Origin of the sequence: Winogradskyella sp. Asnod2-B02-A, assembly GCF_045063645.1 — a bacterium.
Classification (GTDB): Bacteria; Bacteroidota; Bacteroidia; order Flavobacteriales; family Flavobacteriaceae; genus Winogradskyella.
The window spans coordinates 294109-315985 of sequence record NZ_JBEFOG010000026.1 but is presented as its reverse complement, the minus strand read 5'-3'; the positions used below and the strand labels follow the sequence as shown (position 1 = coordinate 315985).

At 32.6% G+C, this 21877-nt stretch carries 20 protein-coding genes; 3 read left to right on the top strand and 17 right to left on the bottom strand.

Going from position 1 to position 21877, the window contains the following annotated elements:
* Nucleotides 1-930, top strand: a complete 930-nt coding sequence (locus ACJJVO_RS04905; RefSeq protein WP_405571159.1) for a transglutaminase N-terminal domain-containing protein — start codon at nucleotides 1-3, stop codon at nucleotides 928-930.
* 22 nt (nucleotides 931-952) lie between these two features.
* Here ACJJVO_RS04905 and ACJJVO_RS04900 read toward each other — a convergent pair whose 3' ends face one another.
* The 10 genes from ACJJVO_RS04900 to dndC form a co-directional block, all read right to left on the bottom strand.
* A complete protein-coding gene (locus ACJJVO_RS04900) occupies nucleotides 953-2005 on the bottom strand; it encodes a putative zinc-binding metallopeptidase (protein ID WP_405571157.1) in 1053 nt (350 codons plus the stop codon).
* Between the two features lie 98 nt (nucleotides 2006-2103).
* A complete protein-coding gene (locus tag ACJJVO_RS04895) occupies nucleotides 2104-2946 on the bottom strand; it encodes a transglutaminase N-terminal domain-containing protein (protein WP_405571155.1) in 843 nt (280 codons plus the stop codon).
* A 114-nt stretch (nucleotides 2947-3060) separates the two neighbouring features.
* A complete protein-coding gene (locus ACJJVO_RS04890) occupies nucleotides 3061-4041 on the bottom strand; it encodes an alpha-E domain-containing protein (RefSeq protein ID WP_405571153.1) in 981 nt (326 codons plus the stop codon).
* 10 nt (nucleotides 4042-4051) lie between these two features.
* Nucleotides 4052-5491: a circularly permuted type 2 ATP-grasp protein gene (locus ACJJVO_RS04885; protein ID WP_405571150.1), complete on the bottom strand. Its 1440-nt coding sequence runs from the start codon at nucleotides 5489-5491 to the stop codon at nucleotides 4052-4054.
* Nucleotides 5492-5819: 328 nt separating this feature from the next.
* Nucleotides 5820-6419, bottom strand: coding sequence for a DUF6642 family protein (locus ACJJVO_RS04880; RefSeq protein ID WP_405571148.1), 600 nt, complete (start codon nucleotides 6417-6419; stop codon nucleotides 5820-5822).
* Nucleotides 6420-6592: 173 nt separating this feature from the next.
* Complete coding sequence (locus tag ACJJVO_RS04875) at nucleotides 6593-7936, bottom strand: DGQHR domain-containing protein (RefSeq protein ID WP_405571145.1); 1344 nt, start codon at nucleotides 7934-7936, stop codon at nucleotides 6593-6595.
* On the bottom strand, nucleotides 7926-8387 hold the full coding sequence (locus ACJJVO_RS04870; protein WP_405571143.1) for a hypothetical protein: 462 nt from the start codon (nucleotides 8385-8387) through the stop codon (nucleotides 7926-7928). Before ACJJVO_RS04870 ends, ACJJVO_RS04875 begins: the two co-directional genes overlap by 11 nt.
* Before the next feature lie 5 nt (nucleotides 8388-8392).
* Complete coding sequence (locus tag ACJJVO_RS04865; protein WP_405571140.1) at nucleotides 8393-8800, bottom strand: DndE family protein; 408 nt, start codon at nucleotides 8798-8800, stop codon at nucleotides 8393-8395.
* A complete protein-coding gene (dndD, locus tag ACJJVO_RS04860; RefSeq protein WP_405571138.1) occupies nucleotides 8784-10880 on the bottom strand; it encodes a DNA sulfur modification protein DndD in 2097 nt (698 codons plus the stop codon). The genes ACJJVO_RS04865 and dndD overlap by 17 nt, the downstream gene beginning before the upstream one ends.
* Nucleotides 10880-12226, bottom strand: coding sequence for a DNA phosphorothioation system sulfurtransferase DndC (gene dndC, locus ACJJVO_RS04855; RefSeq protein WP_405571135.1), 1347 nt, complete (start codon nucleotides 12224-12226; stop codon nucleotides 10880-10882). The genes dndD and dndC overlap by 1 nt, the downstream gene beginning before the upstream one ends.
* A gap of 1188 nt (nucleotides 12227-13414) precedes the next feature.
* Here dndC and ACJJVO_RS04850 point away from each other — a divergent pair.
* Nucleotides 13415-13852, top strand: a complete 438-nt coding sequence (locus ACJJVO_RS04850; protein WP_405571133.1) for a TlpA family protein disulfide reductase — start codon at nucleotides 13415-13417, stop codon at nucleotides 13850-13852.
* 179 nt (nucleotides 13853-14031) lie between these two features.
* Nucleotides 14032-14898, top strand: coding sequence for an outer membrane beta-barrel protein (locus ACJJVO_RS04845; RefSeq protein ID WP_405571131.1), 867 nt, complete (start codon nucleotides 14032-14034; stop codon nucleotides 14896-14898).
* Between the two features lie 46 nt (nucleotides 14899-14944).
* Here ACJJVO_RS04845 and ACJJVO_RS04840 read toward each other — a convergent pair whose 3' ends face one another.
* The 7 genes from ACJJVO_RS04840 to ACJJVO_RS04810 form a co-directional block, all read right to left on the bottom strand.
* Nucleotides 14945-15949, bottom strand: coding sequence for an LLM class flavin-dependent oxidoreductase (locus ACJJVO_RS04840; protein WP_405571128.1), 1005 nt, complete (start codon nucleotides 15947-15949; stop codon nucleotides 14945-14947).
* A 57-nt stretch (nucleotides 15950-16006) separates the two neighbouring features.
* The gene (locus ACJJVO_RS04835) at nucleotides 16007-16930 is read right to left on the bottom strand and encodes a 1-phosphofructokinase family hexose kinase (RefSeq protein ID WP_405571126.1); all 924 of its coding nucleotides are present in this window, start codon (nucleotides 16928-16930) and stop codon (nucleotides 16007-16009) included.
* Nucleotides 16931-17291: 361 nt separating this feature from the next.
* On the bottom strand, nucleotides 17292-18593 hold the full coding sequence (locus ACJJVO_RS04830; RefSeq protein WP_405571124.1) for an ATP-binding protein: 1302 nt from the start codon (nucleotides 18591-18593) through the stop codon (nucleotides 17292-17294).
* A gap of 198 nt (nucleotides 18594-18791) precedes the next feature.
* On the bottom strand, nucleotides 18792-19397 hold the full coding sequence (locus tag ACJJVO_RS04825) for a DUF6515 family protein (RefSeq protein WP_405571122.1): 606 nt from the start codon (nucleotides 19395-19397) through the stop codon (nucleotides 18792-18794).
* Between the two features lie 257 nt (nucleotides 19398-19654).
* Nucleotides 19655-19954, bottom strand: coding sequence for a hypothetical protein (locus tag ACJJVO_RS04820; protein ID WP_405571120.1), 300 nt, complete (start codon nucleotides 19952-19954; stop codon nucleotides 19655-19657).
* Between the two features lie 127 nt (nucleotides 19955-20081).
* Nucleotides 20082-20816 carry a LytR/AlgR family response regulator transcription factor gene (locus ACJJVO_RS04815; RefSeq protein WP_405571117.1) on the bottom strand — a complete coding sequence of 245 codons (735 nt, stop codon included), beginning with the start codon at nucleotides 20814-20816 and terminating at the stop codon, nucleotides 20082-20084.
* Nucleotides 20817-20854: 38 nt separating this feature from the next.
* Nucleotides 20855-21877 (bottom strand): hypothetical protein, encoded by a 1023-nt coding sequence (locus tag ACJJVO_RS04810; protein ID WP_405571115.1) that lies wholly within the window; start codon nucleotides 21875-21877, stop codon nucleotides 20855-20857.

Below are 21877 nucleotides of genomic sequence, written 5' to 3'. Positions count from 1 at the left end.
ATGATTTTTGATCTTTGGCACAAAACAAAATACACTTACGAACATGGAGCTTCGTTTTGTCATAATTTAACCACATTAAAGCCTAAAAGTTTTCCAGGACAAACGCTTTTGGAATATCGTCTAGAGATTTCGCCAACACCAACGGATATTTCTGAGCGCTTAGATTATTTTGGAAACGCTGTAACCCGCTTTTCAATACAGCAACATCATAAAGAATTAGTGGTTATTGCTCGTAGTAAAGTGGCTAGAGATTATGATGAACAGTATAATGAAAGTCTGTTTTCTGAAGCGAAAAAAGTCACCATAGAAGACACAAGAGCACATTTAAAGGCAACAGATGCGGAGACTATTGATGCCAGACAATTTGTAATGCCATCGCCTTTAATTTCTAATAACAGTGAAGAAATTGAAGCTTACGCAGTGCTATCCTTTAAGCCCGAACGTTCATTTTATGAAGCGACTTACGAGCTGATGCAACGCATTTATACCGATTTTGATTTTGTCCCTGGTTTTACTAACATAGCAACACCTCTAAAGGACGTAATGTCCGCCAAAAAAGGGGTTTGTCAAGATTTTGCACAAATAGCCATCGCCTGTGTGCGTTCAATGGGTTTACCTGCAAAATATGTGAGTGGGTATATTGAAACTTTACCACCTGAAGGCAAAGAGAAACTCATAGGAACCGATGCTTCCCACGCATGGTTTTCCGTTTACATTCCAACATACGGTTGGGTAGATTTTGATCCTACAAACAACCAAATTCCCAAAAACCAACATATTGTTGTAGCTCATGGTAGAGATTATTATGATGTACCGCCTTTAAAAGGCGTGATCTATAGTATGGGTAAAAATACTATGGAAGTTTCTGTAGATTTAAGACCAGCTGTTTCAGACCTTAATCAAATGCAGAGTCAATCGCAACAACAATAATCCTTTTTAGTATTGATTTAAATTAGTTGCGCTTAAACAGCAGTAACCGATGAATAAATTTCAATTTTTCAATAATGGGTGGCGAAATGACAAAGGGATAAACATCTGGAATACCCATGGCTCTATTAATACTATTAACAGCTAAGGATAAAGGCACACACTTTCTCAAAATAACATCAAAATTAGCTTTCGAATAAGGATCAAAAGAGACTTTTGTTTTTAAGGCTTTAGATTTAAATTTCGGTCTTACATTTAAACGAAAAAAATAAGCCGTTTCTACCATATCCATAATATGTAAATAATGCGCCCAAGTTTCTGCCCAATCTTCCCAAGAATGTGAGGTCGCATACGCACTAATAAATGATTTTTGCCAATCTTTTGGCGCACCTTCTTTATAATAGCGTTGCAGCGCTTTAGAATAATCCTGACTTTCATCACCAAAAATAGCTCTGTATTCAGCTAAAACTTTCGCATCATCTCGTACTAATACATTCCAAAAATAATGCCCTACTTCATGTCTTAAGTGTCCTACCAATGTTCTATAAGGTTCTATCATCTCCTTTCGAGCTTGTTCTCTCAAAACAGAATTACCTTCTCTAATTAGTATCGTGATGACTCCATCAGCATGACCAGTCATTAATTTTGGATTGTTTAATTTTTCTACAAAATCAAAACACAAGCCATGGTCATGTTTAAGTTTACTCGCTAAAGGCAAACCTATTTTCTGTAATTGATACACTAAGCGATGCTTGGCGACTTCAAGATGTTGCCAATTCTCAAAATTATCAGAATCGGTTATAGAAAGATTAGGTATGGTTCTATTGAGTTGGCATGCACTACAATAATCTTCAGGATCATCCTTTTCTAACACCCAATTACAAACCTTATACGTATTATTCTTGCAGTATTTATATTCATCATGTTCTCTATCTGAAATAAGCGCAGCGATATCTGGTGAAAACGTAAGCATTTTATGATCTAATGCTCTGTAACCTGTTAAATGGCCACAGTTATCACAGCTGTAGTTTTCAAAAAATACAGAAGCATTACAATGACCGCATTGAAATATTTTCATGAGTTGTATCAATTATAAGATACTGCAAAGAACGGCATTTTTATGACTCAATTTCAAAATTTTATGAACTGTATCACTTCTATAATGGCAATCCTTGGTTATAATGTTTCAATGGATAAATGGGTTATTAATTGGGAAGACGCACTGCCTCTAATACCTCCTGATACTGGCATCGTTTGCACAGAATATGCACTAGAGGCTAAGGGAAAATGGGTGTTTCCTGATAAAATACCATGACTTGGGTCTAAACCTACCCAACCAGATCCTGGTAAGAAGACTTCTACCCAAGCGTGCAATTCGTATTCAGGTGGTGTCATTTCAAAATAATAGTAACCACTGACAAAGCGTGCTGCAATACCTTGTTGTCGTAACAAATGAATTTGCATCCAAGACAAATCGCGACAAGACCCTCTTTTTAAATGAAACGTTTCATCTGGTGCTAAAGGCGAACCAACCGCTCTGTATTCTACCTTAAAATCCTCGTGGAGTTGCTTAGTCAGCAAAGTTAAATAAGGAATGGTATTAAAATTAGACATCTTAAGAATGGCATTGCCATAATCCAATAAGTCTTGTGAAATAAATTGTCCTTCTAAAGTTGAAAACAATAGTTTTTTATGAAGGTCTTCATAATGAAACGGCAGTTGATTAAATTTTTGTGGATATACCAAAAACTCAAAGGGATTAAAGGCTTTGGTTTCTAGTAGCGTTGTAGATGTGATTTTCAGTTCATCCGTCATGCCTTCAAACCAACAGAAGTCTATAATATTTTGCTCTTCATCTTGAATCACCTTATGTCCTTTTGGTTGTGGTGACACAGTAATTGAAACTTCTTTAACATTAAGATAAGCCGATTGCTGTGGTCGAAATCGCAAATAATGAGGTTCTAGAAAAACGTCTGAATCAAAATTATAATGGGTTTGATGTATTATTTTGAATGTCATTTTGAGCTTTTATAAACAATAATTAAAATACAGTCACACTAAAAAAAAGTTAAAGTGTTTATTAAGATAATTCTATTAATATATTAATTACCAACTACTCAGCCTAAAAAAAAATTATTGGATTTGACTCTGTGACTGATTCTGAACATAAGGTTCTATAGAAAAGAACGAATTATAAATAGCCGAAGAAATGTCATTCAACTTACCTTGTATATCATCTAAATACTCATGCATACCTTCAGCAATAATATCATTAATATCTACATATTCTAATTGTGATTTTAGAACTCCCAATTTCTTTTGAGCCATATTACTAAAACCAACAGAACTACCAGATAAGGTCACCAAACAACGTTCTGCACTCAATAAACATGCTAATATAGATCGTGGAAATTCAGTATCTAGAATCAAGAATTCAGCAATACCTGAAGCGGTGAGTTTTCCGTATTTTTTACGGTACATATCATAAGCACTCACCGATTTTAAAAGCGCTGCCCATTGAATTAAATCTAATGAAGACCCTACTAATTTTGGTGATTTTAATAACAAATGGTATTTAGCATCTAATACACGCGATGTTTTATCTGCACGTTCTATCAATTGCCCTAATTTACCAAAGTGCCAGCCATCATTACGAGATATGGTGGCATAATACATACCATACACCAACTGACAGCCATTTTTTATCTCTGTAAAAAAGCGTCTTAATTCTTTATCGGTTTGATTCTTTTTTGCTGCTGCATTTTTAACTAAATAATAAAGGGCATTGATTTGCTCCCAAACTTCTTTAGTGATTTCAGCTCTTACAGCGCGTGCATTTTCTCTAGAATTTAAAATACAATTGAAAATAGAATTCGGGTTCTCTTTATCAAAGGTTAAGAAATAGATCACCTTGCTTTTTTCAACTTTAGGATATAGCGATTCATACAATTTCCAATCACCTGTAATAAGCACCAACGGTTGCCACTGCTCTACTTCATTAGGTGGTAATTCTAATGATAAGTTATAATTTACATCCATAAAACGTGCATAATTCTCAGCACGTTCAAGATATCTGTTCATCCAATATATAGTATTTGCGACTCTGCCTAACATAATTTTCTTTTTAACTGTTTAAAACCCAAGTATCTTTACTGCCTCCTCCTTGTGATGAGTTCACCACAATAGAGCCTTTTTCTAAAGCCACACGTGTTAATGCGCCTGGAATAATTTTAATGCCTTCATCTCCATACAAAGCATAGGGTCTTAAATCTACATGGCGACCTTCTATAGTATTATCGGCAATGGTGGGTACGCGAGACAAATTAATCATAGGCTGTGCAATGTAGTTTCTTGGCTTCGCTTTAATCTTTGCAATAAATTCTTCTTGCTCTTTTTTAGTGGATTTAGGACCAATGAGCATTCCATAACCTCCTGAAGCATCGGTTTGCTTCACCACCAAATTATGAATATTTTCAATCACATATTTGCGATCACTTTCTTCATCACAGATATAAGTTTGTACATTGGGTAAAATCATATCCTCACCCAAATAGTATTTTATAATGCGCGGAATGTATGCATATACAGCTTTATCATCTACAACACCAGTGCCTGGTGCATTCACTAAAACCACATTGCCTTTAAGGTAAGCTCTAAACAATCCTGGAGTGCCCAGTAAAGACTTTTTATTAAAAACTTCTGGATCTATAAAATCATCATCAACTCTACGGTAAATGACATCAATACGTTTTAAACCGTTCGTGGTAATCATGTAAACGATATCATCTTTCACCACTAAATCACGACCTTCTACCAACTCGGCTCCCATTTGTTGTGCCAAATATGAGTGTTCAAAATAAGCCGAATTATACATACCAGGCGTCATCACCACAACCGTTGGTTTGTCTATATCTACTAAAGATTCTAAGGTATCTCTTAAGGTATGCGTGTAATTATACACGGGTTTTACATCGAGTTGTTCAAATAACTCAGGAAATGTACGTTTTAAAATCTCTCTATTTTCTAGCATATATGATACACCAGAAGGGCATCTTAAATTATCCTCAAGCACATAATACTGACCATCACCACCTTTTATTAAATCGGAACCCGTAATATGACACCAAATATCCTTTGGTGGCTTAAAACCTTCTAACTCCTTTAAGTACGATGCACTAGAAAAAATCATTTCTTTCGGAATAATTTTATCCTTCAATACCTTTTGGTCGTTATAAATGTCTTGAATAAATAAGTTCAGCGCTTTAATACGTTGTTGTAAGCCTTTTTCGAGTTCTGTCCATTCGTTACTACCAATAATTCTGGGTATAATATCTAAATGAAGAATCCGCTCTACTCCTTGGTTGTCATTATAAACATTAAAGGTCATACCTAAAGAAAGCTGCGCTCTATCTGTGGCATGTTGCAGTGTGTTTAACTTCTTCTGACTTAATTTTTGAAGGCGTTCTGCAAATAATTTGTAATTAGGTCTTACGTTGTTGTTTTCATCATACATTTCGTCGTAAAAACCTTTAGTGTCATAAGCGGATAAATCTAGTTTTGGCATAAGCGGTTCAAGTATCAGTTAGTTTTTTAAATCGGCTTTGTTCGCTTAAAGACGACTTTTGTTCATAAAATATAGCGGTAACGAATGATTAGGCATTGTATCCTAACAAAGTACAACAAATATGAATTAGAAACTAATATCAATATTCAATTTACGATTCCGTTAATTAAGAAGTAGGAAAAATAGTAAAACGGAAATTTAGGCTGCCAATAATTGAGATGTTAAAAATAGTTTGGAAATATGGCAACCTACAAATGGTATAGAGGGCTTGGATGAGTGTTAGCTGCAGGTGGTTTAGTTAGTAGTGGTGCTTTATAAGACACTGCGTTTAATAATACAATCTAAAATCCAATAATTTACAGGCGTTATAATGTCTTTGGTGCAACTCTTCTACAACCGCTAACATATCATCATCTTCTTTAAATAAATTAAAGAAGGCTTCATCTAGTTTTGTGCTCGCTATGCCATTATAGGCATGGCCATAGCCAGAAATCGCTTTGGCTCCCGTAATATCTAAAAAGTATTGTGCCTCTTCTTCGTCTAAATCTAGAAGTTTGGCATTTGAAAAATGTAAAATCTTTCCGTCTAATCGGCCTTCAAAAAGTTCTGCAATTTCTTGTAAACTATAGTAGTAGTCATTTAAACATATATTATTGGCTTCTCCCCTAATCACCAAATAGATGATTTCATAATCCTTAAAATAATGATCATCTAATACCAGTACGTTTAAGCTATCTTCTAATCCTTCAATGGTGTCGCACGTTTTATAGATACTTGCTATGCCATAGTTTAGAGCCAATTGCGCTAAGTTGTGTTGTGCTTCAGTTACCGTGTTGGCATCTACATCATCAACCCCTTCTAAGCAATAAATAAAGTAATCTGTGTCCGTAATCTGTTCTTGGGGTACTTGTGGTCTTTTTTCTAGCAAGCTTCTAAATTTAGGCGATGTTTGTAAAGTGCGAAATTAATAGAATGCTTTTAATAGTTTTAGTGGTTTGGGGTGAAATTACTAGAACCTTAAAACATGGACACTGCACTCAACTATCGTTTTAGCCAAAATTTTATGAGGCCAGGATAAACATTTGAACTTCGTATTATATGTTAAAGCCCACTTTTTAATTTTTGCAAGGCAATAACTCTTTTATCATCACTATTTAGTTGAGGCCATATAGACAAACTCATTTCTAATTCAAAGTATTTTTTACCTCTTTGATTGAAAGAATATTTATTAGTGTCAGTTACATCAATATTTTTTATTTTTATTAAATATTTATTATAAAAAAATTTCTTGGATTCTTTATAATCTAAATCAGGCAAATTTATTTCTTTACTGAGAATTTCTACCAAGATTTTTAACAAAGCTTGGTATCCAAGTGTTGTATGAAGAATATTTGACGGAATATTATTTTCTTCAAATTCCCATAAAGAATAATCATCAGTACTAAATGTTTCTTTTACCTCATGAAAAAAGTAAAATAATATATCCGATATTATTGCGTCATCATCCTTAGCATAATATTTTCTAAAAGGTAATGGTTTTTGTGAACCTACACTACGTGTTAGTAATTCTTTCCGTTTTTTGTATCTATCATTTTCTGATTCACGTAAATTTTCTGATATTAAGCTAACAATTGATTTAACCATTGCTGCCTGAGATAAAGGGGGAGTATAATTTTTATCATAAGAACCACCATATAATTTAATCCTTTTATAAAAAGGTGAGTTATTATGTCCATTTAACCTTAAAACTATTTCTAATGCTGTCTTTTGCGGAGTATCATCAGTATCTAGTCCGAAAAGACTATATACTAAACTCTGAGAAACACGTTTTTGAGTTCTATTTATAGTTGAAAAAATCATTGCTTGATATTCCAATGTTTTATCAATAAAAAAGGTAACAACTAATTCGATTTTAAGTAAATCACTTAATCTTCCCTTGTAATACTCTAGCTTTTCTCTAAGGGTTTTATCTCCACCTTTCTGAAGTGTTTTTAATAAGGAATCAATGTCTAATTTCAACCTTTCAATAGCCACTTCGATACCTCTTATTCTGTGTTGTCCATCAATGATTGAAATAAACACATCACCATTAACTTTTTCAATTTCATCTTGAACCTTACTATCTAAAAACACTTTTACTCTATCATTATCAACAACATATTCTTTTATAACTTCCGCAGGTATATGCAAAACAATATTAGTTGGAAAAGTAGCATCAGGATCGTTAATTAAAAAATCAGCGATTTTTTGAACTCGTGAATTTTCAATATTTCTTTGAATTTGCTTATTATAAATAGGCTCTTCCTGTTCATCATAACCCACTATTAGCCTTTTAGTATATTTTGTGAATTTAAAAATATTATCAATTGAATAAACACCAATTAAAAAATCTTGTTTATTCTGCCTTACTGGAATAGCATCTATATATTTTAATTTACCAGCCATCTCCGTGTGTTTCATTACTTTCTGTTCTGATTATTTCACTAAATGTTGGATTATCTTTATTGTTGTTCCACCATAATCGCAAACCAATAAATGCGCCTATAAGAGACAATATTAAAGGGATTGTAAAGTGTGATTTAATTTTAAGCCATATTGTGGTAACGATTAACAATATTGAAAGTAAAATTAATATAACAATAGTAAAAAGTTTGGATTTTAGTTCATACTTATTGTCTAGAAAGTCAATATTTTTAAAAATAGAATCTACACAACCTGCAAAATAAATTGAAATATAGAAAGTGGTAAGATTAATAGGGATTTCTTGAATTTTCACTTCCTCGCCTAGTCCAAGAGATAATATTATTGGTAACCATATACCTGCAGTACCAATAAGAATAACTGCTACCCAAAAATAATTGGTTTTAAGTGATTTAAAATTAAATAATTGCTGCATTTATACTATTTTTTATCGGTAGTCATTAAGGTTAAACCAAACGTAATTTTATTTATTAAAAAATCAAAACCATCTATACTTACGTTGTCTTTTATTTCATTGTTTATTAATTCTAATCCATTATCAATATGCATTTTAATTAATTTAGGAATATCCTTATCAGTCTTATATAACCCATAATTAATACATAATAAACCTATGTATATATCAAAATTATCGCCGAATAACACTGATTTAGAATACTCTTTGCCACCGAAATCTTCTATTGTTGTTAAGTCTAACTTTCTATTTTTAGATAAAGAGTAGGTATATGCTATACGCGCTATTGTATTTTCTTTGCCTAAATTTAATCTTCTGGTAAGCTGTGATACTACTTCCCTATTTGCTGTACTTGTTCTAATTTGAGTAAACATTTTCTTTTGCTTTATTAAATACTTCCATTAAATCTTTTCGTTTAATTGTAGAACGGTCTTTATGACTTTCAATCATAAAAGTTTTATTTATATTAGATTTAAGCATCATATATTCTTCTTCAGTTAATTCTTTTTCTAACAAAGGCAATAATACTACTTGATTAGAAATATCTGGATAAAATTCTTGTATCATATTTTGCGAATGGTTTTTATCAAATTTCTGTAATGGGCTATCAATAAAAACAGGAAATTGAATCCCTGATTCATCAACCAAGGCTTTTAATAATGCTGTAGCATATAATTGCTGTTCACCTTTGGATAAAGAGTCTTTGTTTATTAAATTGTTTTTAGTATCTAGTAGGTCAATATCCATAATGTCTCCATCAATATTAACTTTTACATTATTAACGAAATCATTCTTATGCATTAACTTATTCAAACCTAATTTAAGTGCCTTTTGCAACGCGAACTTCTTTTCTTCTTTAATTCTAGATATTAGAGTACTTATTTTTAAAAGTAAGTTCTCTGTTACATCATATTTTTTCCTGTCAGTTTCAATAAGTTTGAACCTCTTTTCATATTCTGAAGATTCTTTTCTTGTAATCTTTAATTTATTTTTTAATTCACCAATTTCTTCTAATAGTGAGTTTTTTTCTTCAGCAAGAATAGATATTCTATTGTTAATCAATATCTTTTCCTCTCTATATTTTTTTACTATTTCATTACCCTTTCTAGCTTCTGCCTGTTTTATTTTTTGGTTAGTTTTTGATAAAACTACCCTGTTGTTTTTTTCCTCTTGAACAATAGCATTTAATTGATTTACATAATTTCCTTTAATATTTGCATAAACGGCCTCAAAAGCTAAATACTGGTTTTTGTTAAAGTCTAGTAGAACATCAACGGATTTGACTATCTTGTTTTCATTAGTATTACTATCCTTTATAGTATTATTTAGTATCTTTTCTATACTAGCAATATCTGATGTTGATAGTTGATTCTCTTTTAGTTTTTTAAGCACTTTTCTAGAAAAGGTTTCAATTTCTTTTTTAATAATTTTTGAATCAATAATAGTCTCTATTTGTGTTTGTTCATTTAATAATTGATTTCTTAAATCTGATAATTTTTTACCTGCAATAATTAATGGTGCAAACTCCATTAAATTACTAAATCTAGATTTTATTTCAGAAGATTCTTTGATTAATTCATCTCGTTTACTTTTTAAAACATTTAACTCATCTACAGTAATAGAATTACCTTCGCGTATTAGCTTTTCTTGTAGTTCGTCACTTATTTTACGCTTTGCTATTATTTCTCGGTCAGATTCAATTTGTTTTTCAAGATTTAATTCTATTAAACCTTCATATTCTTTTTCCTGCATTAACAAAGTATCTAGCTTAGACTTATCCATACCAGATACTCCTGCCCTTCTTAGTTTAGTTAAAAGTGTTTCGAGATTCTTTTTTAAGTCTTCATATTTTTTAATACCTAAAACCTCTGAATAAGCTTTACTTAAGCTTCTTAATTCATCTTTAGATTTAGCTTCTGCAAGTGATACTATTTTCTCTGCATCGAAGAAGAAAAATTTAGCAATTTCACGTGGCAATATGAAATCATTTATAAAGACCTCATAACCTACCTCTTTAGTTAATTCATTTTCTGTTCCGTCAATAAAAATAGTTAAATCTTCTTTATTGCTGGCTAGATTAAATGAACGTTTTATGCGTACTTCTTTACATGGTATTGAAGGAATCAATAAATCTGTAAGCGTAACTTCTATTGAAAAACTAGCATCTTTAATTGATCCAGAATCAAATTCTCTTTGAAGATCTCTATTTAATAGAGAATGCAAAAAATTATCATAGCCTCCATAACTCTTTATATCTCTTCTATATTTATCTTCTACTTGCGCCATAAGTTTTCCGTAGAAAACCCATATCAATGATGTTAGAAATGTAGTTTTTCCATAACCATTTTTTCCGGCAATTATATTTATATTTTTTTCTGTAAAAGGAGAAAAAGAAACGATATTCTCTCCTTTATAAATTCTAAAGTTGGTTAGATTTATTTGAGATATCTTCATTAGCTTTTTGGGTTTACAAAAGATTCAATACGCTTCTCTAAGTCGTTGTGCAAGCCATATTTAGACAACATTAAAGACTTAGTTTCTTGTAATGTAATTAAATTATCTATTAAATGATAATAATTAGTTTCATCACCACAAACCTCTTTAAGTATTCTTCGTTCAGTGTCATCTAAAGATTTGAGGTTATTTGTACTTAGTTCTTTACCGTAAACTTCTCTATAAATATCTCCAACTCTTCTATCAAAAAGATCTTCTCTATTCCATGTCACTTGGATGGCAATCAATTCTTGATTATTTATTAAATTAATATGAGGTCGTTGTTGTTGCACTTGCTTTTGCAGTTCAAGCAATTCTTTTAATAATTTATATTTATAAGAAGCTAAATAAGTTCCCTTTGGATTCCCTTCATCATCTACAGCTAACATTCCATTTCTTCTTCTATCAGAACGATTCTCAGGAAGATTTCGGTCCTCTACAAGTTTAGCTCTAAAATCTAATAAAGGTTTTAACCATTCTTGCCCATTATTTACTAATGAAGACATTGATTTATCGTTTTTAACAACAGTACAAGTCCAACACCCAAATCTACTTTTTCCACATGAACTGTGTTCTTTATCTGTTACAATTGTTGGACATTCATAATCATCTGCGCTGGCATCGGCATAAATCTTAAAAAGAATAGAATTATCAAAATGCCATGGAGATTTGAAAGCATTTATTATATACCATACTTCCTCTAGCTTTAAATCCTTAATTGGTGCGTAAACCCAAGTATTGATATCAGTAGCATGTTTTGCTAGCCTTTTCCCTTCTGTTTCGTGCTTTTTTATAGATTTTTCTCTTCTTTTACTTTCTTCGTACCGCGTTCCTAAAAGAACTATAGCTTCACCTTTTTCATCAATTTGTTCGTGTAAAAAATTAGAAGTAGGTCTAATTTTTAATCTATCTGTACACCATCTAAATGAATTATTTGGTACGGGATATCCTTTTCCTATTACGTTAATCCAAAAAGTCTCTTCAAGTTTAGGAGTCGTTTTCTTTACAAAGATTGGTAAATCCTGATCTCTAGCTGCAATTTCAATTTTACCTAAAACTTCATCAACATACTCAGCAATAATTGGATTTTCAACCATGGTATCATTACACACCACATAAACAGGGCGACTTAATTGAAAAGGATTTGGCATAGTCCTAATTTTCTCAAGGGCTTTCCAAACTAAAGTTAATAAAACGGTTGAATCTTTACCGCCACTAAAACCAATAATCCAAGGTCTTTTAGAAGTATCCGCAAATGCATACTGATCTATTATTTCATCAATTACATTATCTATTTTTTTACTCATATAATCAAAAATGCAAAGAATAACATTAACTCGCAATAATACGACAGCTAAAATCGTAACACTTATTTATTAATAATAGGGAGAAGTCAAATATAGGAATTTTTAAAAGAATTTATTTGAGGAAAAACCGTAAATATTTTGACTATTAGTTTATTAAAAAATATTCTATACAAATTACTCTTGTATATTTTATTCCTAGATAAGATTAAGGCAATAAGACCTATGCTCACCTACTCTTCCCGCTTACCCATCACTTCAACTCAAAAATCAAAGCCAAACGATACGCATTAGCTCTAAAACCTGCAAATCAACAAAAACCATTATTAACGCCTATAGAAACGGCATCAAAATGGAACATAAGGTTCAATAGGTGCTCCTTCGGTGTTCCTTCGGCTCTCCTCCGGCTCTCCTTCGGGTATGCGTCGGGTCAGCTATAGTAAATTCCTACAAAGACTAAAAGATGAGAATTAAACTATACCACCAAGTTAGAAAAGACTACTCAAAGAAACAACTACTAAGCAAACAAGCACCACCACATTCCGATACAATCGGAAGCAACGATTTTCAGAAATAATGAGCTAAAAATAAAGTTAATTTACACAATCAAGTATTAGCACTATGACTACAATAAAAACCCTAAATTACTAATGTATTAGCGAGTGGTGCTTGCAATTTCCTTATAAATCGTTTTGATTTTTTGGTTCGTTTATTCGTGGGTGTTTATTCTATTGTACTCATGATGTGCTTCGCAGTTTGTATCAAGGCAAATGCGGTAGCATTCATAAACACCTATTTAATAAAATAGAAAATAGTGCACTAAAATGAATAAAGAAACAAACAAAACAACTACGCCTCAAGCCTAGCCAACCGCTCCAACTCAAAAATCAAAGCCAAACGATACGCATTATCTCTAAAACCTGCAAATCTGCCAGAACCATCTGAGTGCCCATTAGAAAAGTTTGTTTTTAATGGTTTATAAGGATTTCGATACATCCCAACGAAAAAGTCGAGACACTCAAACTGACGTAGATGAATAACAAGTTGGTATATCTAAATAATCAGAGTAAATTTGCACGCTTAGTCGAGAGGTTTATCATAAAATCTTTCCTGAAAATTAAGTAATTAGTATGTAATGTTTGTAGGTATTTAGAAAACGACTACCTTCACTATTCCCCTATTCTTTATACCATGACCAATCCTATTACCTCCATAAACGCTGTAGATTTAGATGGTGTTTCTGTAGATTTAATGCAAGTCTATAAACACAAGATTCTGTTGCTAATTATTTATAATAATGATTGTTTAGGTTGCACAGGTCGCGCTATTCCGTTGGCTTATGAGCTTCAACAGACCTTTCCTATCATACAAGTTGTAGGCATCCATGCGGATTTTCCGGGTAGAACAGGTACAAAGGCTAATATAAAAAGCATTTTTACGAGTGGTGATATTCCGTTTCCTATTTATATAGATAAGAATCATCAAGTATTTGATCAATTTCAATCTGAAGGGACACCACAATGGGTTTTAATTTCTGAGGATGGAGTGCTGTTTCGTTCTATTTTTGGTTCTCAAGCCAATGCTAAAAACCGTTTGTTTTATGCTTTAGAAAGTCTTGTAAAAAAATGATACTGAATTTAAGTTTTGATTGTTAACTATTTAGAAGCTTATACATGCTTGTATTTATTTGCAAAAAACACGCAATAATTATATTAAACTTAACAGCCTAAAACACTTAAAATCAGTATCTTTATATAGATTATTATGTTACTACCAAATCTTTATTTTTCTCATAAATAGATATAATTATGAAACAATTTCTTATAGTACTTGCTTCCGTTTTGCTAAGTACAACATCTTATGCACAATTTGAACTTTCTACAAGTGGTGGTTATGCCATTGGGAGTGCTGGAATGAAAACGGGTGAAAAACAAACAACTAGCGGCACAGAAAACTACTATGGTAGTTATGGAGAAGGTTTTAATGCGCAATTACGCGGCACTTATTATTATAATGATCGCTTTGGATTTGATTTAAGTCTTGGTTATCTCCATGGCTCAGATCAAACGGTTTCTAAAGTGCGATTACCTGGTTATGAGGTTGATGCTATTGCTAGAGCACGAGCCTTTGGAGCCTCAGCTTCTTTAGTGTATCGATTTAATAAAAATGTTTATACTCGTATTGGTGCTCTTGTTAAATTAGGAGGAAAAACAGAAGCTGTTGTACATCAAAAAGCTAATTTCTCGCAAGCCGAAGCGGATGCTTTTGGCATACCATTGGGCTCATATTCTGAAACCGATTATATAGAAGATTATCACGGACAATTTCCCTTAGGCTTTGTTGCTGCTATAGGTTATAGACATCAATTAAATGCCACGTTCAGTGTTTTTGTAGAAGCTGAGTATTACGGCATTAGTTTAAAACGAAAAGATTCTGAGATTACAGCGTTTAACACCAACGTTGTTTTACCTGATGGTACGGTTGCTGTCAGTGGCCTTTATTCTTTAGATAACTTACCAGAAGGCACTAATAAAACCACACATTATGTTGACGATTTGCCTAGTGATAATACAGATTCATCAAAAGAATTGGCAGTAAAAGTGCCCTATTCTTCATTCGGAATAAATTTTGGATTGATTTACAAATTTAAAGGTAAAAGCAAAGATTCTCAATAGGTCTTTAGGAACTTCTATGCTGTTTTGAGCGTTTTTTTAGTCCATTTTACCTTAACTCTTCCATGATTTCTGCGAATAATTCATAAGATCGAATTCTGTCGTTGATATCATATAAATGCGTTACCGCAATAAGTTCATCTGCATTGGTTTGATCTAAAAACTCTTTTACTTGAGCTTTTACAGTCGCTTTACTACCGATGAAACTATACTTAAGCATTTGGTGGACTTGTGGGTTTCTCATAATATCCTTTAAGTCCTCAGTCATGTCTGTTGGTGGTTGCACGTTAGCACGTCTGCCAGTAAATATGCCTACAATCATTCGGATTAAAGAGGTTGATAAGCGTTGTGCTTCTTCATCAGTTTCCGCGATAATGATATTGACACCAGCCATAACATACGGTGCTTTTACACCTTCTGAGGGTTGAAATTCCTGACGGTAAATTTTTATAGCTTCGAATAAATGTGTTGTTGCAAAATGACTCGCAAAGGCATAAGGCAGTCCTTTCTTTGCCGCTAAATGTGCACTATCTGTACTAGATCCTAAAATATAAATGGGTACGTCTGTACCTTCTGCTACAGTAGCACGCACCATAGCATCCGCATTGTCTATAGAAAAGTACGTTTGTATTTTTTCTAGTTCTTTAGGAAACTGTTGCGCTGCTTGCATAAAATCAGTCCGAATAGCTTGTGCTGTTTCTCTATCAGTACCAGGAGCGCGACCTAGACCTAAATCAATACGATGAGGATATAAAGCCGCTAGAGTTCCAAACTGTTCTGCAATGATTAATGGCGAGTGGTTGGGTAACATAATACCACCAGCACCCACACGAATTGTTTTAGTGCCTTGTGCTGCATACCCAATAAGTATAGACGTGGCACTACTCCCTATATTAGAGGCGTTGTGGTGCTCTGCTAACCAGTAACGCGTATAACCAAATTTTTCAGCTTGCTGTCCTAATTGCAACACATTTGCAAAGGTTTGTTGCAATGTTTGACCTTGCGACACTAACGCTAGATCTAAAATGGAGTATTTAGTCTGTTTTGCTTTCATAACTGTAAGTGATTCTTTTGTCGTTACCGTTACTAAAAAATTACCTAAGTTTAATTTTTAGTCTAATAAATCTGAAACTATTTGTATATTCTCTTTAGACGCTAAATTAGTACCACCTGTCATGGTAGTTGCTACACCACAAACCACTCCCCATTTTAAAATATCTTGAGAAGACATACCTTGCGCAATGGCATACACTAATCCTGCGACCATACTGTCACCAGCTCCAATAGTACTCTTTACTTTTACAGATGGTGTATTTTGATAAAAGATACCACTTGCTGATGCTAAAAACGCACCACGTGCGCCTAATGATACCACGACATATTCTGCATGTTTATTGTTGATTAATTCCATAGCAAAGGCTTCTTGCTCTGTTTTGGTCAGAAAATCTTTACCAGCTAGTTGTGCCAATTCACCTTGATTTGGTTTCATTAAAAACACTGGTTTTTTAAGGCTTGCTTTTAAAGCTTCACCAGAAGTATCTACAATAAGTTTTACATTTTTAGCATTTAGACTGTCTATTAATTCAATGTAAAAATCTGAAGACATTGATTCAGGAATACTACCACTCATTATAAACATTGAATTATCCGTAACCAGCTTATTTATAGATGATTTAAGACTTTTAATTTCAGTATCGCTTAAACCTTGTCCTGGCATTCCGAATCGGTATTGTAAATCGGTTTTAGTATCTACAACAGCTAAATTTTCGCGCGTCCAAGCTTCAACAGTAATTGGTGTAATCTCTAATTTTTCATCTTCTAATAACCCCTTTAAAGTTTTGCCTGTATCACCTCCACAGGTAAACAAGCAATTGTTTTTTACACCTAAGGTATGAAGTACTCGTGAGATATTCACTCCTCCACCACCAGCCTGAAATTCGATAGCTTTGCATTTTAGTTTTTGCTCTGGTACTAGGTGATCAATTTTTGCGCTTTTATCTAAGGCAGGATTTATGGTTAGGGTTACAATATTCATAATCTTTATCGGTTTGTAGTTCTCTATTTAAACGCTATAAAGTTATGGATAATTCTAAGGGATATACATTAATATTTTCCTAAATTATGATATCATTTTCACCTATTAAACCTTTGTTAACAGCATGATTTACTTGACGACAGTAACTGATCAAAAAAGTCCCTTTATTATAAGTCGTTTATAGCATCAAGGAAATAGCATCGTTCCCATTGCTGTATGGCTATTTTTTTACTAAGTTCTAGTATTTTGGTAATACATTCTGGCTGGTAAACGTACCTTCGTTATCCTAAAGTAGATCTATTGAGCACCTAAATAAATTCTTCTGGAATTAATCTGTTTTTAGTTTACTACGTTATTATGGTTAGACACTTGTTATGTCTTCATCTTTTGATAGTGTGAAAAAGAACGTAGTCCCAACACCTTCCTCGCTTTCTACCCAAATAGCACCATTATAATAAGTGATGATTTTTTTAACGATAGACAAACCGACACCTGATGACGATCCTGTACTTTCTAATTTGGTAAATATTTTGAATATTTTATCGAAATAATTAGGATTGATACCCACACCATTGTCCTTTACAAAAAACTCGTAATGGTCTGGTTTTTCAGTATAGCCAACATCAATAATACTTTGGTCCTTATCACTATACTTGATGGCGTTTTGAATAAGATTTTGAAACACTTGCTTAAACCTCCAAGCATTTCCAGAAATACTTGGTAATTGATCTTGAATGGTAATTTTTACATGGCTAGGAATTAACTGCGTTTGCAGCACCTCATCTAATATGGTATTAAAATTAATTAAAGTGGCTTCGGATTCTAATTTATCTATCGTAGAATAATCTAAAATACCTTTAATTAAATAATCCATTTTCTCAACGTTAAACAGCACTTGATGCAATGGTTTCATCGCTTGGTCATCTAAGGTATCCTTATGATCATCCATAAACCAGCCAACTAAGGTATGAATGTTAATGAGTGGAGCTTTTAAATCGTGAGAAACCACATGTGCATACTCATTTAATTCTTGATTTTGTTTGGATAAGTTTTGAAGCAATTCTTCTTTTTTAGCTTCTTGTGCTTTTATACGTTCTTCGTTTTCTTTTCGTTGAATGACATTTACCAACATGTTAGCGTACACAAATAGAATGTCTTGCTCATTATCGTTGTAGCTGTTTATTTTTTTAACTGAGTCGAAACCTACAAATCCTATTAATTCGTTATTCTTAATTTTTGGAATAGCAATTAAACTTTTAATGCCTTGCGGTTCTAAAACGGCACGCAAACCTTGTTCTCCATCATATGGTAACAAACTCACGTCTTCTACGTAAAAGGCTTCACCATTTCGATGTGCTTTTAACCATTGCGGTATATAATCTATAGGAATATTTTGCAAGTTTTCAATTTCGGGCTCTACGCCTTCTGCACACCACTCATAGGTGTTTGAGGTGGTATTGTTTACAAAATCATAAGAAAAAATATAACTTCTATCTGCCTCTACAAATTCTCCAATTTGCTTTAATGAAGTTTTAATGAGCTGATCTACATCTGATAAATCGGCATTAATATACGTGGTAGAAATACTAATCAGTAGGTCTTGAAAACGCAGTTGCTTTTGAATAATATTATCTTTTCCTATCTGATTGACATCACTTTCCATATCGTATTTCCTAGTTTTTGAGTTGCGGTTAACAAGCTATTTTTCAACTTTCTAAATATAGTGCTTACATTTTTACTACAAAAATAAACACAGTAAAAAGCATCATAAAAAGGTGAAACAAAAAAAAGAGGGCAGTTATTTTACTAACCATCCTCTTTTCAACTAATCAACCAAACTAATCTATCTTTATATCTTTTTTTATTCCATATCAATAATACCTATCACTTCATAAGCTCTTGTACCATCTACTTGTACTTTCTCATAAAGCACGTTGGCGTATTCGTAATAGGTTTGTCCGTCTATGGTCACTTTTTCATAATCTTCTGGAAGTTCATACACTACAGTTCCTATTTCTGGATCAACCACTTCATATTCGTTATTAATTTGAATATAAAATGTACCATTTACATTGTAATAGTTATGCGTATTAAATCGTATTCTCTTATAATTTGGAGGTAATACTTTTATTCTAAAGCCAACTTTTGGTGCAATGACGATATAACGTCCTCTAGATTGTGTATAAAACTTGTTATTCGCATAGTAATAATTTTGACCTTTATGGTTTATCACTGTTCTTTTAGGCAAAGATCTTACAGATACTACCTTCCTTGTTGGTTTTTTGTAGGTAACCTTTGTACTAGAGACTCTTCTCGTATTACCATTGTTTGCCACTGTTCTTTTAGTAGTCGTTGTTTTTACGGTTTTTTCTTTTGAATTTCTTCTTGTCACTTGTGCTGAAACCTGTGTTGAAAGTGCTGCCAAAAACATTGCAGGTATGACGTATATTTTAATAAATGTTTTCATAATTTCTAAAATTTAATACTGTTGAACTTAAGATTTTGTTGTCTATAAATAAGACTCTATTTTGTTCTTATAGTTTAAAGGTATACGCAATTTAAGACTGAAAAAAGTGAAATCGACGACGGGAATGATTTTACCTATAGACGCGTTGATTTTATAGATTTGTTTTCTTGTGTATTGTATATTAGAACTTTTTAGACCTAAAAAAAGGCATACTATTTAAAGTATACCTTCTTTTGCTATTAATCAATCTAGGGGTCTTATTTTAGCAGCGCTAATAAACCTGTTAATTCATTTAGATTAAGACTTGAATTATTATCTGTATCTAAAACATTAAAGTTATCTGCCACTGAACCAATTGCTTCAGTTGAACTTATAGCTTCATCTTTATTAGTATCTAATAAAGAAAACAAACTCGTTATTTGCTGCACTGTAGAATTAGAACTTAATGAACCTAATAATGTTGCTGCATCTGCAACCGTTGATGTATTCACGTTTTTAACGCTATTGCAACTAAACATGCTAACCACTACAATTAATGATAGTACGATTTTTTTCATAATTTAAGAATATCTGTATTTATTTGGTACAAATGTAGTTTTTATTACTTCTACTGTAAACGAAAATAGACCAATACACCTTTTTTACCTTTAAAAAAGGAGAATCTATAGACGAAATACAATTGACTTAATTATTTAAAGAATTATTATTGATAAACTCTAAGAATTTAGGCTTATAATGTTCTGAAACTGTAATCCTTTGCTTGTTGATTATAATTTGACTGCGCTCAATAACATCGATATTATTTAAGGCCACAATAAACGAACGATGCACACGCATAAAATGAGTTTTAGGAAGTTCTGCTTCCAAAGATTTTAAACTCATTAATGTTAAGACAGGTTTTGGATTGTCTTTTAACCAAATTTTGATGTAATCTTTTAAGCCTTCAAAATAGAGTACATCAGCCAACTTAATGCGCAGCTGTTTATATTCTGATTTTACAAACAAGAATTCCTTTTCTTCAGATACGCTGTGTTGTTGCTGTCCTTTTACCAACTCAAAATAGGTATTTGCTTTATTGGCTGCTGCCAAAAACTCTGCATAATCAAAAGGTTTTAACAAATAGTCTAAAGCTTCTACCTTAAAACCTTCTAAAGCATACTGATCGAACGCAGTAGTGAAAATAACACGTGTTTCTTTAGGTAACATTTTAGAAAATTCTATACCTGTTAAATCGGGCATTTGGATGTCTAGAAATAATAAATCTACAGGATTTGATTTTATAAACTCCATAGCTTCAAGCGCACTACTACATTTTTTTTTAAGATCTAAAAAAGGAGTTTTTTCTGCATAACTTTCTACTAAATTGAGTGCCATTGGCTCATCATCTACAATAACGCAAGTAATTTTAAGATTGCTCATAATTTAGTTGTTTCTAGTTCAAAGTAATTAAAAAATGTTTATTCTACAGTATATCTAACAATAACTTCATTATCTAAAATAACGTTAGAGGACCATATAAATTTAGCATCTACTATACTATTATCAAACACATCTGTAAAGTTAGTGTATGCTGGTTTATTATCTACACCAATCGTCTTATTTGTATACTCTGTAGCATTAGGCCATTCCTTATCATTAAAGTCTACAGATTGCCAATTAACAGGTGTTTCCCAATGTAATGCATAAGAATCTTTGCCTTCATTAAAAGCTTCAGTGCTGCAATTGTTGCTTAATCTTAAACTTCCTTTTTCTGAAGCACAAGATAAATCTTTTAAAGGTGCTGTGTAAAAAGTCTGAGCTTTCCAATCGGAATTTGTTGCAGCAATTATATCTCCTTTAGCATCTTTAAAAACGGCGACCATACCTCCATCTCCAGGATGAAAGGCTTGGCCTCTATTAGCCTCAGAACCTATACCACTATTTTCTTCCCAATCGACTAATTTCATGGCAATTGTAAACGGTATATTCGCTTTAAAGCGTACAATATTAGAATTGAACTGAGTAAAAGGCACATTATCTTTTCCAACAGGAATGCCATTAATGTACATTTCAAAATAATTATCGGCAAAGACATAAGCTGTAATAACTTCTCCACCTGCATCAACTTCTATAATATCTGTTCCGTCTAAAGCCGCTAATGCCTCTTTTGCAGATGCATATTCCACATTAGTACATGGATTAAACAAATCTGAAGCCATAGGAAAGCTATCATTGGAAAAATTCACCTCAGCAGGAACTGTCCATTTAGTACTATCTGTAGCTATAGATGTGCCTATTGGAGCTTTTCTACCTCTATCGCATTCAAAAATATTTTCAGTGATTACTTTTGCAGGTCCTTGAGATACCGAAGCTGTACCGTTATAAACCTGTGTTTTGGCGACCTCTGTTTCGGTTTTTACTGTTTTAGAACTGTTTTTACAAGCTAACATAGTTATCCCTAAAAAAGGAAGCATTAACCCTATTTTTTTTATTTGAATCAT

What these genes read in the sequence shown, in the direction of transcription:
- ACJJVO_RS04890 (WP_405571153.1), bottom strand. Translation starts at nt 4,041, where the DNA reads ATGTTAGGCAGAGTCGCAAATACTATATATTGGATGAACAGATATCTT.
- ACJJVO_RS04845 (WP_405571131.1), top strand. Translation starts at nt 14,032, where the DNA reads ATGAAACAATTTCTTATAGTACTTGCTTCCGTTTTGCTAAGTACAACA.
- dndC (WP_405571135.1), bottom strand. Translation starts at nt 12,226, where the DNA reads ATGAGTAAAAAAATAGATAATGTAATTGATGAAATAATAGATCAGTAT.
- ACJJVO_RS04905 (WP_405571159.1), top strand. Translation starts at nt 1, where the DNA reads ATGATTTTTGATCTTTGGCACAAAACAAAATACACTTACGAACATGGA.
- ACJJVO_RS04900 (WP_405571157.1), bottom strand. Translation starts at nt 2,005, where the DNA reads ATGAAAATATTTCAATGCGGTCATTGTAATGCTTCTGTATTTTTTGAA.
- ACJJVO_RS04895 (WP_405571155.1), bottom strand. Translation starts at nt 2,946, where the DNA reads ATGACATTCAAAATAATACATCAAACCCATTATAATTTTGATTCAGAC.
- ACJJVO_RS04815 (WP_405571117.1), bottom strand. Translation starts at nt 20,816, where the DNA reads ATGAGCAATCTTAAAATTACTTGCGTTATTGTAGATGATGAGCCAATG.
- ACJJVO_RS04840 (WP_405571128.1), bottom strand. Translation starts at nt 15,949, where the DNA reads ATGAAAGCAAAACAGACTAAATACTCCATTTTAGATCTAGCGTTAGTG.
- dndD (WP_405571138.1), bottom strand. Translation starts at nt 10,880, where the DNA reads ATGAAGATATCTCAAATAAATCTAACCAACTTTAGAATTTATAAAGGA.
- ACJJVO_RS04885 (WP_405571150.1), bottom strand. Translation starts at nt 5,491, where the DNA reads ATGCCAAAACTAGATTTATCCGCTTATGACACTAAAGGTTTTTACGAC.
- ACJJVO_RS04850 (WP_405571133.1), top strand. Translation starts at nt 13,415, where the DNA reads ATGACCAATCCTATTACCTCCATAAACGCTGTAGATTTAGATGGTGTT.
- ACJJVO_RS04865 (WP_405571140.1), bottom strand. Translation starts at nt 8,800, where the DNA reads ATGTTTACTCAAATTAGAACAAGTACAGCAAATAGGGAAGTAGTATCA.
- ACJJVO_RS04870 (WP_405571143.1), bottom strand. Translation starts at nt 8,387, where the DNA reads ATGCAGCAATTATTTAATTTTAAATCACTTAAAACCAATTATTTTTGG.
- ACJJVO_RS04810 (WP_405571115.1), bottom strand. Translation starts at nt 21,877, where the DNA reads ATGATTCAAATAAAAAAAATAGGGTTAATGCTTCCTTTTTTAGGGATA.
- ACJJVO_RS04825 (WP_405571122.1), bottom strand. Translation starts at nt 19,397, where the DNA reads ATGAAAACATTTATTAAAATATACGTCATACCTGCAATGTTTTTGGCA.
- ACJJVO_RS04820 (WP_405571120.1), bottom strand. Translation starts at nt 19,954, where the DNA reads ATGAAAAAAATCGTACTATCATTAATTGTAGTGGTTAGCATGTTTAGT.
- ACJJVO_RS04875 (WP_405571145.1), bottom strand. Translation starts at nt 7,936, where the DNA reads ATGGCTGGTAAATTAAAATATATAGATGCTATTCCAGTAAGGCAGAAT.
- ACJJVO_RS04830 (WP_405571124.1), bottom strand. Translation starts at nt 18,593, where the DNA reads ATGGAAAGTGATGTCAATCAGATAGGAAAAGATAATATTATTCAAAAG.
- ACJJVO_RS04835 (WP_405571126.1), bottom strand. Translation starts at nt 16,930, where the DNA reads ATGAATATTGTAACCCTAACCATAAATCCTGCCTTAGATAAAAGCGCA.